This window comes from Nocardia blacklockiae, from assembly GCF_015477355.1.
Lineage (GTDB): Bacteria > Actinomycetota > Actinomycetes > Mycobacteriales > Mycobacteriaceae > Nocardia > Nocardia blacklockiae.
In genome coordinates this window covers 57,138-69,502 of sequence record NZ_JADLRJ010000003.1, presented here as the reverse complement: position 1 = coordinate 69,502, position 12,365 = coordinate 57,138, and the positions used below count along the sequence as shown (strand labels likewise).

Annotated in this window: 13 protein-coding genes; 1 reads left to right on the top strand and 12 read right to left on the bottom strand. The window is 69.7% G+C overall.

Annotated features, from left to right (window positions below):
- Positions 1–13 precede the first annotated feature (13 nt).
- The 11 genes from IU476_RS09850 to IU476_RS09800 form a co-directional block, all read right to left on the bottom strand.
- A complete protein-coding gene (locus IU476_RS09850) occupies positions 14–574 on the bottom strand; it encodes a hypothetical protein (protein WP_195098829.1) in 561 nt (186 codons plus the stop codon).
- Positions 575–584: 10 nt separating this feature from the next.
- Entirely contained in the window at positions 585–1,541 is a 957-nt protein-coding gene (locus IU476_RS09845; RefSeq protein WP_195098828.1) for an MlaD family protein, read from the bottom strand.
- Positions 1,538–2,614, bottom strand: a complete 1,077-nt coding sequence (locus IU476_RS09840; protein ID WP_228823460.1) for an MlaD family protein — start codon at positions 2,612–2,614, stop codon at positions 1,538–1,540. The genes IU476_RS09845 and IU476_RS09840 overlap by 4 nt, the downstream gene beginning before the upstream one ends.
- Positions 2,611–3,696, bottom strand: coding sequence for an MlaD family protein (locus tag IU476_RS09835; RefSeq protein ID WP_195098827.1), 1,086 nt, complete (start codon positions 3,694–3,696; stop codon positions 2,611–2,613). Before IU476_RS09835 ends, IU476_RS09840 begins: the two co-directional genes overlap by 4 nt.
- Positions 3,696–4,784 (bottom strand): MlaD family protein, encoded by a 1,089-nt coding sequence (locus IU476_RS09830; protein ID WP_228823459.1) that lies wholly within the window; start codon positions 4,782–4,784, stop codon positions 3,696–3,698. The genes IU476_RS09835 and IU476_RS09830 overlap by 1 nt, the downstream gene beginning before the upstream one ends.
- Positions 4,772–5,770 (bottom strand): MlaD family protein, encoded by a 999-nt coding sequence (locus IU476_RS09825; protein ID WP_195098826.1) that lies wholly within the window; start codon positions 5,768–5,770, stop codon positions 4,772–4,774. Before IU476_RS09825 ends, IU476_RS09830 begins: the two co-directional genes overlap by 13 nt.
- Positions 5,767–6,792: an MlaD family protein gene (locus IU476_RS09820; RefSeq protein ID WP_195098825.1), complete on the bottom strand. Its 1,026-nt coding sequence runs from the start codon at positions 6,790–6,792 to the stop codon at positions 5,767–5,769. The genes IU476_RS09825 and IU476_RS09820 overlap by 4 nt, the downstream gene beginning before the upstream one ends.
- A 3-nt stretch (positions 6,793–6,795) precedes the next feature.
- Positions 6,796–7,662, bottom strand: a complete 867-nt coding sequence (locus IU476_RS09815) for an ABC transporter permease (protein ID WP_195098824.1) — start codon at positions 7,660–7,662, stop codon at positions 6,796–6,798.
- The gene (locus IU476_RS09810; RefSeq protein ID WP_195098823.1) at positions 7,662–8,522 is read right to left on the bottom strand and encodes an ABC transporter permease; all 861 of its coding nucleotides are present in this window, start codon (positions 8,520–8,522) and stop codon (positions 7,662–7,664) included. The genes IU476_RS09815 and IU476_RS09810 overlap by 1 nt, the downstream gene beginning before the upstream one ends.
- 271 nt (positions 8,523–8,793) lie before the next feature.
- Positions 8,794–9,906, bottom strand: coding sequence for a calcium:cation antiporter (locus tag IU476_RS09805; protein ID WP_438943992.1), 1,113 nt, complete (start codon positions 9,904–9,906; stop codon positions 8,794–8,796).
- 39 nt (positions 9,907–9,945) lie between these two features.
- Complete coding sequence (locus tag IU476_RS09800) at positions 9,946–10,842, bottom strand: LysR family transcriptional regulator (protein ID WP_195098822.1); 897 nt, start codon at positions 10,840–10,842, stop codon at positions 9,946–9,948.
- 70 nt (positions 10,843–10,912) lie between these two features.
- Between IU476_RS09800 and IU476_RS09795 the strand changes: the two genes are divergently transcribed.
- Positions 10,913–11,413 (top strand): GNAT family N-acetyltransferase, encoded by a 501-nt coding sequence (locus IU476_RS09795; protein WP_324193974.1) that lies wholly within the window; start codon positions 10,913–10,915, stop codon positions 11,411–11,413.
- 10 nt (positions 11,414–11,423) lie between these two features.
- On the opposite strand, the gene IU476_RS09790 is transcribed toward IU476_RS09795, so the two are convergent.
- Positions 11,424–12,359 (bottom strand): phosphotransferase family protein, encoded by a 936-nt coding sequence (locus IU476_RS09790; RefSeq protein ID WP_228823511.1) that lies wholly within the window; start codon positions 12,357–12,359, stop codon positions 11,424–11,426.
- Between the last annotated feature and the right edge of the window lie 6 nt (positions 12,360–12,365).

Here is a 12,365-nt window from a genome sequence, read left to right as displayed (position 1 = left end):
CCCCCGGCCGCCGCTACTGCTTCGGCAGCGCCCCGTTCATGCCGCCCACGTCGGTGACCTTCCACCCGCTGCCCGGATCGACGGCCACGGTGTAGGTGACGGTGGTCTGTGCGCCCTCGGGCGTCTGGGAACTGGTGGAGGTTACGTTCAGGAAGACGTTCACCTGGTAGACGCCGTTGTTCTTCGACATGACCTTGGCGGTGATCGGGGTCGCGCTGGAGGTCCACTTCAGCGGCACCAGGATCTCCTGCAGCTTCGGCGCGGTGGCGTCGAACTTGGTGGACAGCTGCGGGCTGGTGTTGGCCTTGAGCTTGGCGACCCAGGCGTTCACGTCCTGGAAGTCGATGGTGGACGCGCCGACCGAGTAGTCGGTGGCGACCTGCTCGGCGTGCCGGTCGTCGGCGGCCCGCGCGTCGCGATCGTGCAGGGTGCCGCGCGCCGACAGCCACAGCGAGCCGAACACGGCGGCCAGCGCGATCAGCGCCACCCCCGCGACGGCGGTCGCCACCGTCGAGACCCGCACGGACACCGTCCGGGCGGCGGTATTCGGTTCGGTACCACTGTCGTTCGACATCGGTCCTCCTTCACTTGACGTCGACCCGCACCCGCACGGCGCCGTCGCTGCCGACGTCGTCGAGGGCCTGCGTGATCAGGGTGGAAATGTCGATGCGCGGCGCGGCCGAGGTGGCGGCGTCCGCGAGCGGTTCGAGCGCCGGGGCGAGGGTCTTCAGCTCCGGCCCCAGTTCCTTCAGGGCGGCGGTGAGCTTGTCCAGGAACGGCACCAGGCCGCTGCCCTCGGTGTACGCCGTGGCCGGCTGCGTGTCGACGAGCCGGCCGACGGCGGCCACCAGCTCGTTCAGGGTCTCGGTGAAGCGCACGAACGCGGGCGCCGCGGCGGCGGTGGCCGGTCCCGCCCAGTCGATGTCGGCGGCCGCGGCCTGAAAGCTGTTGAGCAGCTCGGCGATTCGCGGGCTGCGGCTCATGATCGCCGCCGCGAGCAGGTCACCCGAACGGGCCAGGTTCGGAATCGCGGCGTCGGTGCCCTCGAAGATCTGTCCCGCGGTGCTGACGAGCGAGCCGACCACCTTCGGATCGAGCTGGTTCATGGTCCCGGTGACCAGCCGCGCCACCTGCGAGATCGACAGCGGCGTACGGACGTTCGCGCTCTCCAGGCGCTGCCCGTCGCGCAGGTACGGTCCCGCGCCCGTGTTCGGCCGGAATTCGACGTAGGGCTCCCCGAGCGCGGACAGGTGTTCGATGGTGACCACGCTGTCGGTCGGCACGTCCCGGTCGGCACTCACCCGGAGTCCGACCTCGACGCCGGCGGCGGTCTTGCGCACGGCGGTGACGCGCCCGACCTCGATGCCGGACAACAGGATCGGCGAATCGACGCCCAGCCCGCCGGAGTCGGCCAGCACCATGGTCGCCCGCGTGTAGTCGGCGAACGGATCGGCCCGCACCACACCGAAGGTCAGGTAGCTCGCGCCGAGCACGGTGATGGCGGCGATGCCGCCGAGCGAGGCCAGCGCGCCCGCCCTCATCGCACCGCCCCGATCATCCGCAGCGTCCCGACGATCCGGTCCGCCTGTTCCTGCGCCGAAACCGCTTGTGCCGCACCGGTGTCGACACCGACCACGTTCACCTTCGGGCCGTGCTCGAAGAACGGGATCACCTTGTCCCGCAGCAGCGACACCAGCGCCTGCAGGTTGGACGGCCGGCTCAGATCCAGCGGCCGGGACGAGCCCAGCAGCGGCAGGAACGCCTGCGCCGCACCGTCGGCGCCCTGCAGCACCGGCCCCAGCCAGGTGAGCGAGGTGCCGACCGGGCCGAGCAGGTCGAAGATCTTGGTCACGCCGACGACGGAGGCGACGATGCCGTTCATCTCCGACACCGACCTCCCGCTCAGGATGTTGTCCAGCTCGGGCCGGATGTCGTGCAGCACTTGGGCGTTGGTGCCGAGACCGTCGAGCAGCGCGTCGACGCTGTCGAGGTGGGCGGCCAGGTCGACGGCGTCGCCGGCCATGGTCTTCGAGATCTGCGCGGTCCGCGCGGGGTCTTCGGGCAGCACCGCGTTGAGCTTGTCGATGGTGTCCTGCAGTTGTGACACCGCGCCGCCCTGGGTGAACGTGGCGATGGCGGCCATGGTGTCCTCCAGCTGGACCGGCGGCCGCGTCTGCGCCAGCGGAATGGTCGCGCCGTCGGACAGCGGCGTGGCGAATCCGTCGGTCGGCGTGATCAAGGCGACGTGGATGTCGCCGAGCACCGTGTTCTGCCGCAGCTCCGCGCGCGTGGCGACGGGCAGCCGCACCGACCGCGACACGTCGGCGTCGACCACGACGTAGCCGCCGCGCCCGCCCGACTGTGCCGAATTCACCACGGACACACCGGAAACCGTGCCCACCTGCGCGCCGTTGGCCATGATCTTGGCGCGCGCGGGCAGGTTCAACGCGTTCGCGAACTCGATCCGCACGTGGTAGGTGGGGCCGGCCACCGACGTGCCCGGCACGGGCACCGACGAGGGATCGAACGCGCACCCGGACGCGGGCAGTGCCGCGACCAGCCCCAGCGCCAGCGCCACCAGACGCTTTCTCCCCCACGGGAACTGCATGTTCATCGGGCACCTGCCAATCCGAGGACCAGGGTTGCGGCGTCGACCTTCGCGAGACCGCCCTCGGCGGCGCAGCGTCCCGGCGCGAGCGCGTTCACGGCCGCGCAGACCTGTTCCGCGTTGTCCTGCGACACAGCGACTTTCGGCGGCGCGTAGGAGATGCCCGCGCCCGCCACCGACCGGAACGCCTGGGTGAGAACCGGGGTCATGCCGATCACCTGGGCGAGCGAGCCCACGTGTGCGCGCAGGAACTTCACCAGCGGGACGGTCGCGTCGAGGGTCTTCATGATCGGATCACCGAAGAGGGTCGTGAGGTCGTTGAGCATGGGCACCACCTGCGCCAGCCCGTCGAACAGCTGCGCGCCGGGTCCGATCAGGTCGTCGGTCGCCTGGTTCAGCACCGGGGCCAGCCGGGTGAGCATGGATTTCAGGTCGCCCCAGTGCTGTTCCACCTGCCGCGACACCGACGCGAAGGCGTCGAAGATCCCGACCAGGTGCGCGATGTCGGCGTCGGGCGCGGCGAGGGCTCCGCTCAGCTGCCGCACGATGGCGTTGATCTGCGGCCCGGTGCCGAGGGTCGCGGAGTCCAGCGCGGACAGTCCGCGCGCCAGGGCATCGGGCGAATTCGGGTCCGGCCCTTGGATTTCCGAGGCCAGCGAGGCCAGCGCGTTCAGCGTCTCGCTGATGCTCTTGGGCGTGAGCGTCTTGGTGAGGCACTGCGCGGGATTCCAGCGCGCGGTGTTCGCGCCGCTGGACACCACGGCCAATTGCCGCGCGGCGACGATGCTGTCGGCGAGGGTGGTGGCCCCGGCGTCGGCGTACACCGGCTTGTCGGCCTCGACCTCGAATTCCACGCGCACCGCATTGCCCTGCGGCGCGATCGAGGTCACGGTGCCGACCGGGATGCCGCGCATGGTGACCTGATTGCCCTGGTAGAGCCCGATGCTGTCGGGCATGATCGCGCAGTAGCTCTCGGTCTTCTTCGCCGGATCGAACGCGACGACGTAGCCGACGACGGTCAGCGCGACGAGCACCGCCGCGCCCCCGATCGACATCAGCCAGCGCGACGCCAGCACACGGTGCAGCATCAGCAGTCCTTCCCCGGCACCGGCACGCACACCCGAGGAGCGGGCGGCGTGACGGCCAGCGGATCCACACCCGCGGGCGGGGTGATCACCTGATCGGAGTGGTCGACGGTGACCCCGCCGCTCAGCTCGGCGAACTTCTGTTGCAGGCTCTGCACCGATCCCAGCACGGGTTCGAGCTGGTCACCGAGGTTCTCCAGCTGCGGCAGCGCGTCGAACAGCTGTTGCAGCTTCGGCTTCAGCGCCGTGTCCCAGGTCGGCGCCAGTCCCGCGACGCGGTCCACGACCACCCGCAGCAGGCGCACCCCTTCGCGCAGTTCCGCGCGCTTGTCCAGGAGCAGGGTCTCCATCAGGTTCACGTTGTCCATCAGCCGGCCGAGGTCGGTCTTGGCGCCGTCGTACATGGTCACGTACTCGTCGGCGACGGCGACGGCGTTCGACACCTGGGTGCGCTGCCGGTTCAGCGCGTCGATGTAGGCGCCCAGGGTGTCGAGGGTGGTGCGCAGCGAATCCGGCGCCTGCTCGAGCGAGGTGTCCAGCGCGGCCAGGTTGCGCCGCAAGGTGTCTCCGTCGACGTCGCGCAGCGGCTTCGCGGCGTCCTGGAAGGTCTGCACCAGGCTGTAGGGCAGTCGCACCCGCTCCACCGGAATGTGCTTGTCGCCCAAGGGTTCCCGGCCCGAGGGGAACAGTGCGACGTAGTTGCCGCCGACGATCGTCAGCATCCGCACGTCCAGGGAAGATTCGTCGCCGACGAACACCTCCGAGTCGACGGTGAAACGCATCAGGACCCGATCCGGGTGCAGCTCCAGCGATTCCACGGTGCCGACCGGAATGCCCGCCACCCGGATGTCGTCGCCGGCCTTCACCGACTGCGCCTCCGCCAGTTCCGCGGTGTAGGTCTTCTTGCCGAACGGCACCACGTACAGCACGCCCGCGGCGATCGCGAGCGCCGCCACCAGCACGACACCGACTATGCCGTAACGGATCTCGCGCCGGTGCCGGGTCGCCTCGTCGGCCACGGCGCGCTCACCGGGCAGCAGCCGTGCCAGCCGCGCGCGAAAACCACCGCGGCCGAAGCTCATCCCGCGCATATCGCCACCTGCTGCCCGGCGATCAGCACCCCGAACACCTCCGGCACGTCCGCGGGTCCCTTGGAGCACTGCGGTTTCCAGCCCGCCACGTTCTTCGGAATGGCGGCGTCGAGTCCGGCCAGCAGGCCGGGCAGCCGGTCGAGCACCTCGAGCGCCTGTTGCGGGTCGGGGAACAGGTTGCGGATCAGGGCGTCGACGTCGTCGCCGGTACCCAGGCCGAGGGCGTCGAACAGGCTGTCCAGCGGGCCCAGTACCGACGGCGCGGCCATGGCGAACTGCGCCAGCCCGCCGATATTGGTCTGCAACCCTTCGAAGATGTCGGTGAGCCGGGCCAGGAGCGGCACCAGGTAGTGCACGCGGCCGCCGACCTTGTCCGACAGGTCGGACATGTTGCGGATCAGCGTGCCGATGGCCTGCTGCCGGTCCTCGACGTAGGAGGCCAGCTTGCCGATCGCGTCCAGGGCCGGGCCGACACCGCTGCCGTCGCCCTCGATCAGCGCGACCATGCTGGCGCTGAATTGGTTGATCGCCTCGGGAGAAATGGTGGCCAGCACGGGTTTCAGGCCGTTGAACATGCTGGTGACGTCGAACGAGGGCACCGTGTTCTCGGTGCCGACGGTCGCTCCGGCGGCGAGCCGCGCGCCCGGTTGCGGCGGCTGCTGCAGGTCGATGTAGCGCTGGCCGGTGAGGTTCTGGTATCGGATGGCGAGTTTGGAATTGTCGTAGATCGGCGCATCGGTCTTCAGCGACAAGTGAATTCGAGCCTGCGCGCCGTCGAGCGCGACGCCCTCGACCTTGCCGACCTGCACGCCGAACATGCGCACGTCGTCACCGACCTTGAGCCCGTTGGCATCGGTGAACAGGGCGTCGTGCACCTCGGTGTCGCCGGCCACCGGTCGCTTGATCGCGGTGAACACCAGGGCGAGCACCACCACCATCACGCCCGCGAACACCAGCAGCCGCCACGCGGCGGACCCGACCTTCATCGCGCACCTCCCAGCAGCGGTGCGAGGACCGGCACGCCGCGCACGTCGATCTCGGTGTTCAGGACGGGGCCGTCCGGAGTGTCGGGCATCGCCGTGCGCAAGCGCCGCAACAGTTCCGAGAGTTCGGCTCCCGACTGCCGCGGTCGCGGCACCATCTGCCCCAGCAGGGTCAGCACGGGCGCCAGCATGTTCGTGGTGTCGGACAGCTCCGCCCCGGCGACGCCCGCGAAGGTCGCCAGTCCGGGCAGCAACCGGTTGTTCAGTACTCCGACGCCCGCGTCGAAGGATTCCCGATCGTCTTGCAGCCGTGGAAGATCGCGAATCAGGTCGAGCACCTGGATGGTGGCCCCGGCGAACTCGCCACCGCCGTCGAAGGCGGGGCCGAGCCGCCCGACCAGCTCCGAACTGGGCATCTTCTGGTTGTCGGTGATGATCTGCGCGACGGTGATCATGGCCTGCGCCAGCGGGGTGAAGGCCTCGACATCGCGGGAGACCTGCGAGATCACGGTGGCCAGCTGCGGCGTCAGCACCGCGTCGCCGGTCTGCGAGAGACTGCGCAGCAGGCTGCCCATGGTGGCGTCGAAGATCGCGGCGGAACGCTGTCCGGTCAGATCGACGGTGCCGTTCTCGCGCAGCGGAGCGCCGCCCGTGCCGCGCCGCAGCTCGATCTCGCTGATGCCGAACAGGTTCGCGGGCGCGTAGTCCACTCGTAGGCTGTCGTCGATGCCGGACAGCTGAGAGCGGTCCAGCCGCAACGAGATTCGCTGAGTGCCGCGCTCGTCGGGCGTGATCTCGGTGACGGTCCCGACCTGGACGCCGTCCACCCGCACCGGCGTCCCGGCCAGCACGCCGTCGCCGATCTGCTCGGTGTGCAGCGCGATGTGCAGTCCCTCGTCGGCGCGCAGGCCCCGGTACAGCGACACCGCCGCCACCACGGCCACGACCACGCCGACCGCCACCGCCCCGATCAGCAGCGACCTCTTCTTGTCCACGGCCACGCCGGGCATTCCGTACTTCGGCATCCGCTATCCCGTGAAACTGATCGTCGCGTTGAAACCCCACAGCACGAGGGTGAGGACCATGTCGATGGCGACGATCGCCACCGAAGAGGCCCGCACCGCGCGGCCCGAGGCGATGCCCACGCCCTCGGGGCCGCCGGTGGCGAAGAACCCGTAGTAGCTGTGGATGAGGATCACCACGGTCGCGAAGATCGCCACCTTGATCACCGCGGCGATGACGTCGAAGCCGGAGACGAACTGGAAGAAGTAGTGGTCGTACACGCCGGCGGACTGTCCGTGCACCAGCGTGATCAGGCCGCGGCAGGCCAGATACGACAGGATCAGCCCGATCAGGAAGGTCGGCACGATGGAGATGGCGCCGGCGATGACCCGGGTGGTCACCACGAACGGCACCGAGCGCAGCCCGAGCGCCTCGATGGCATCGATCTCCTCGGAGATGCGCATCGAGCCGATCTCGGCGGTCATGCGGCACCCGGCCTGGGCGGCGAAGCCGATCGCGGCCACGATCGGCGCGAGTTCGCGGGTGGTGGCGTAGGCCGACACGATGCCGGTCACCGGGCCCATGCCCAGCATGTTGAGGATCGTGAAGGACTCCACGGCGACCGACGCGCCCATCACCAGGCCGAGCACGATCATCATCGGCACGGTGCCGCCGCCGACGATCACCGAGCCGCGGCCCCACGTCATGTCGGAGATGAGCCGCAGCGCCTCGTCGCGATACCGCTTGAGCGTCAACGGGATCGACGACAGCACCTGCCAGACGAACGCCAGCACGAAGCCGATGCCCTCGACGCGCGCCAGCACCAGCCCGCGCCGCCGGTAGAAGCGCGCGAACCAGCCCAGCCCTTTCGGGAAGTAGGTGGAGACGGCCATCAGACCAGCCTCGTCGGCAGGTACATCTCGACCACCTGGGTGACACCGAGATTCACGATCGCGATGGAGACCACCGACAGCACCACCGCGGCGTTGACCGCGTCGGCCACACCGCGCGGGCCGCCCTTGGCCTCGAGCCCGCGCTGGCAGGCGATGACCACCACCAGGAAACCGAAGACGACCGCCTTCAGCAGCGACACCCACACGTCGGCGGCCGTGGTGAACGATCCGAAGGTGGCCCAGTAGCTGCCCGGCGTGACGTTCTGCCCGCCGACCGCGACCGCGTATCCGGCCACGATGCCGACGAAGATGATCAGGATGTTCAGCAGCGGCGCCACCACGATCATGGCCACCAGTCGCGGGATGACCAGGCGGTGAATGGGGCTGATGCCCATGGTGTTCAGCGCGTCGATCTCCTCGCGGATGGTGCGCGCGCCCAGATCGGCGGCGATCGCGGCCGCGCCCGCGCCGCCGAGCAGGAACCCGGTCGCCAGCGGGGCGCCCTGTTTGATGACGCCGAGCCCGCCGGTGGCGCCCAGCAGCGAGTCCGCGCCGAGCGTGTGGATGAGGTTGCCGACCTGCACCGAGACGATGACGCCGAACGGGATCGCGATGAGCACGGCCGGGATGGCGGTGACGGTCACCAGCCGCCAGGCCTGCAGAATCGCCTCGCGCCACTGGAATTCGCGGCGGGCGACGTCGCTCGCCGTGCCGGCGACCGCTTCGCGCGCGATGTCCACGGCGCGGCCGAACGTCCGCAGCGCCGACACGATGGTGTCGGAGAAGTTCTTGCGAACGATGCGAACGGCGAGTCGCTTGTCGGATACCGCGCTCGAGGGAGCCCGAGTCACCGGCGCCATGGACGGGTCCGGCGGGGTCTGTGTGTCTCGGGTTTCAAGTCGCTCTCTCCGTGATCGGCAACACTGCCAACACGAAGCTAATCGTTACAACTAGTTACAGTAAAGCTGATCACGGTGTGAGCATCGCCTCGAAATCGATTGCTCGCGACTCGATACACCAGCTGGTCAAGCTAGTGACATCAATTTCTCGGGCGCGTTCTGGAACGCGTTATCAGCACGGATCTGCTATCGCTATGGCCTGCGTCACCAATTCAGTTAACGCACAGCTCATTCACGGGCTGACGGCCAGGAAGACGAATCCCGCGAACAACACCAGGTGGACGCCGCCCTGCAGCAGCGTGGCCCGGCCCGGGACAACGGTGAGCACGCCGACCACCACGGTGAGTGCCAGCAGCACCATCTGGGTCGCGCCGAGACCCAGCGTGAGCGGGCCCGAGATCCAGATCGACGCCAGCGCGATGGCCGGAATGGTCAGCCCGATGCTCGCCATCGCCGATCCGAGCGCGAGGTTGAGGCTGGTCTGCACCCGGTCACGGCGGGCGGCGCGCACGGCGGCCAGCGTCTCGGGCAGCAGTACCAGCAGCGCGATCACCACACCCACCGCCGACCGCGGCAGCCCGGCGGCCGCCACGCCGTGTTCGATCGACGGGGACACCAGCTTGGCCAGCCCCACGACTCCGACGAGCGCGACCACCAGGAGCAGCAGGCTGCGGACCGCCGTGCGCGCCGCGGGGCGCTCGTCGTGCTCGGCGTCGGCGTCGGCGGTCTCGACCGGCAGGAAGTCGTCGCGGTGACGCACCGTCTGCACCATCACGAACAGCGCGTACAGCAGCAGCGACGCGACCGCGGCGAAGGCCAGTTGCGAGCCGGAGAACTCGGGGCCGGGCTTGCTCGTGGTGAAGGTGGGCAGCACCAGGCTCAGCGTCGCGAGCGTGGCGACGGTCGCCAGAGCCGCGCCGGTGCCCTCGGCATTGAAGACCGCCACGCGCCTGCGCAAGGCGCCGACCAGCAGGGACAACCCGAAGATGCCGTTGCAGGTGATCATGACCGCGGCGAAGACGGTGTCGCGCGCCAGTGACGCGGCGTCGTCGCCGCCGGAGGTCATCAGCATGACGATCAGCCCGACCTCGATCACGGTCACCGCGATGGCGAGGATCAGCGAGCCGAACGGGTCGCCGACCCGGTGCGCCACCACCTCCGCGTGCTGCACCGCCGACAGCACCGCGCCCGCGAGGGCGAGCATCAGGACGATCGAGACGGGTCCGGTGGGGTGCGCCGCCCAGGAGAGCGCCAGCACCACGGCGGCGACGAGGGGAACAACGGTCGTCCAGTATCTGTCGATCGCGCGCACCACGCCCTCCATGGTTCCAGCGGATACCGGCATTACACGCAAAAGAGACAAACCTCTCCAGTGCGATCGGCGCTACCGGCCCTCGCCGTCGGGCAGCAGGGCCAGGAAGTTTCGGACCAGGGCGCGGTCGTCGCCGGTGCGGTGCGCCACGTAAACCGTTGTGGTGGCCTCGGTTTCGGCCAGCGGCACGATGCGCACGGTCTGCGGTGCGGTGAAGGTCGCGCTGCGCGGCGCGACGGTGACGCCCAAGCCCTCGGCCACCAGGTAGAGGATGGTGGTCCAGTTGTTGCCCTCCTGCACGATGTGCGGGCGGTGGCCGGACTCCACCAGCGGGCGCAGATTCTTGTCGTGGGCGTGGCCGCCCGCGGCGCGCGGGAAGAACACCAGCGGCTCGCCCGCGAGGTCGGCGCCGGTGACGGCGGTGCGGTCCGCGAGTGGATGGTCGACCGGCAGCACCGCCACGAACGGCTCGGTGGCCAGCGGGAACACCACGGTGCCGGGTTGCTCGTCGGGGTCGCGCACGATGGCCATGTCGAGCGCGCCGTGGCCGAGCTGCGCCATCATGTGCGTGGTGTAGCCCTCGACCAGATCGATGCTGACCAGCGGATAGGCATCCCGGAACTGCCGGACGCTGCGCAGCGGGTTCAGCGGCAGCACCGAGGGCACGAAGCCGAGGTAGAGCCGGCCCTGGCTGCCCTGCCCGATCCGCACGACCTCGTCGAGGTCGCGGCGCGCGTGCCCGAGGATCGCCGCCGCTCGTTCCCGCAGCACCTCCCCCGCCGGTGTCAGCGCGACGCTGCGCGAGGTGCGCGCGAACAGCTTCGTGCCCAGCAGCGTCTCGAGTCGCTGGATCTGCTGGGTGAGCGCGGGCTGGGCGATGTGCAGCCGACCGGCCGCGCGGCCGAAGTGCAGTTCCTCGGCGACGGCCAGGAAGTAGCGCAGGTGCCGCAGTTCCACTCCGTCGTTCATAAGTTCAACGTATCAATGGGACCTATCAAGTATTGGACGTGATGATTTTCCGGCGGGCATGCTGGCGGACGTGACACAGCAGATCGACTCCCCCGCCGGCACGATCGTCGTCGAACCGATGTCGGGTCCGGCCGACGCGCGCGCGTTCAAGGAGCTCAACGAGGCGTGGATCGTCGAGTTGTTCTCCCTCGAACCCGCCGACTCCGTCAAGCTCGACGATCCCGAGAACGAGATCGTCGCGAAGGGCGGGCAGGTGCTCATCGCCCGCGACGGTGCGGAGATCGTAGGGTGCGTGGCGCTGGTCGCCGAGGGTCCCGGCGTGTTCGAGCTGTCGAAGATGGCGGTGGCGCGGGAGCGGCGCGGCCGCGGTCTCGGGCGGCTCATCCTGCAGGCCGCGATCGACCACGCCCGCCGCAGCGGCGCGACATCGCTGTTCCTCGGCAGCAGCACCAAACTGGCCGACGCCGTGCACCTGTACGAATCGGTGGGGTTCGTGCACGTCCCGAGCGATCGCATCGGGCCGATGCCCTACGAGCGGGCGGACGTGTTCATGCGCTACGACTTGGACTGATCACGCGGAGTCACGCGGTCTGGAATCGGGCGAGCGCGTCGGACAGCACTCGCAGGCGCGTCGCCAGGAATTCCGGCATGTCGTTCTCCAAGGCGTGCACGACGTCCAGGGCCGGGTCGGCGCAGGCCCAGAAGCGGAGCTTCGCCTCGGTGCGGGTGTCGAGTTCGCTGCCGCGGCACCGTTGTACGCGTTCGACGAAGCTCCGGCCCGCCTCCGGGTACAGGTAGCACAGGTCGTAGTCGGGGTCGCCGATCGTCACGTCGCCGAAGTCGATGAGGCCGCTGATCGCCGTGCCCGTGAGCAGCAGGTGGTCCAGGCTCACGTCGGCGTGGGTGAGTGTCGGGCGGTAGGCGAAGTTGGCGTCGTCGGCGAGGTAGCGCTCCCACGCCGACAGCAGCAGGTCCGCCTCCGCCCGCGGCAGCAGCGGAAGTGCCTGCGCGCGAATGGATTCGAGGTCGTCGGCGAATTCGCCACGGAAGTCGGTGGTTTCGATGCCCAGCGCGCGGGCGCGGTCGACCGGGAAGGCGTGCACGGCGTCGAGTAGTTCGCCGACGCGGCGGGCGGTCTCCGGCAGGTCCAGCAGTCCCCGCTCGTGCCACCGCTCCTCCGGCAGCGAGTCGCCGGGCACGGCCGGGTACACGCAGAATTCCCCGGGGCCCAACGGATTCGGCGCGGTGAACAGGAACCGCGGGATCGGCAGCGGCACCAGCGCGGCGAGTTCCGGCAGCAGCCGCGCCTCGCGGGCGATGCCCTCGGCGCCGTGCGGATCCTGCGGCAGCCGCAGCACGTACCGTCCCTCCGCCCGCTCGAGCAGCAGCGCCACACTGTCGAGCCCCGCACCCAGCAACCCCAGCTCCCCGCTCGCCAACTCCGGCCGCGCCGACCCGCCCAGCGCCTCCCGCACCCGCCCCTCCCACCCGTCGGGAAGCACCACGCTCGCACTCATATCCAC

Bases quoted from the DNA above. Each gene is read 5' to 3' on its own strand.
- IU476_RS09850 (WP_195098829.1), bottom strand. From the start codon at position 574: ATGTCGAACGACAGTGGTACCGAACCGAATACCGCCGCCCGGACGGTG.
- IU476_RS09845 (WP_195098828.1), bottom strand. From the start codon at position 1,541: ATGAGGGCGGGCGCGCTGGCCTCGCTCGGCGGCATCGCCGCCATCACC.
- IU476_RS09840 (WP_228823460.1), bottom strand. From the start codon at position 2,614: ATGAACATGCAGTTCCCGTGGGGGAGAAAGCGTCTGGTGGCGCTGGCG.
- IU476_RS09835 (WP_195098827.1), bottom strand. From the start codon at position 3,696: ATGCTGCACCGTGTGCTGGCGTCGCGCTGGCTGATGTCGATCGGGGGC.
- IU476_RS09830 (WP_228823459.1), bottom strand. From the start codon at position 4,784: ATGCGCGGGATGAGCTTCGGCCGCGGTGGTTTTCGCGCGCGGCTGGCA.
- IU476_RS09825 (WP_195098826.1), bottom strand. From the start codon at position 5,770: ATGAAGGTCGGGTCCGCCGCGTGGCGGCTGCTGGTGTTCGCGGGCGTG.
- IU476_RS09820 (WP_195098825.1), bottom strand. From the start codon at position 6,792: ATGCCGAAGTACGGAATGCCCGGCGTGGCCGTGGACAAGAAGAGGTCG.
- IU476_RS09815 (WP_195098824.1), bottom strand. From the start codon at position 7,662: ATGGCCGTCTCCACCTACTTCCCGAAAGGGCTGGGCTGGTTCGCGCGC.
- IU476_RS09810 (WP_195098823.1), bottom strand. From the start codon at position 8,522: ATGGCGCCGGTGACTCGGGCTCCCTCGAGCGCGGTATCCGACAAGCGA.
- IU476_RS09805 (WP_438943992.1), bottom strand. From the start codon at position 9,906: ATGCCGGTATCCGCTGGAACCATGGAGGGCGTGGTGCGCGCGATCGAC.
- IU476_RS09800 (WP_195098822.1), bottom strand. From the start codon at position 10,842: ATGAACGACGGAGTGGAACTGCGGCACCTGCGCTACTTCCTGGCCGTC.
- IU476_RS09790 (WP_228823511.1), bottom strand. From the start codon at position 12,359: ATGAGTGCGAGCGTGGTGCTTCCCGACGGGTGGGAGGGGCGGGTGCGG.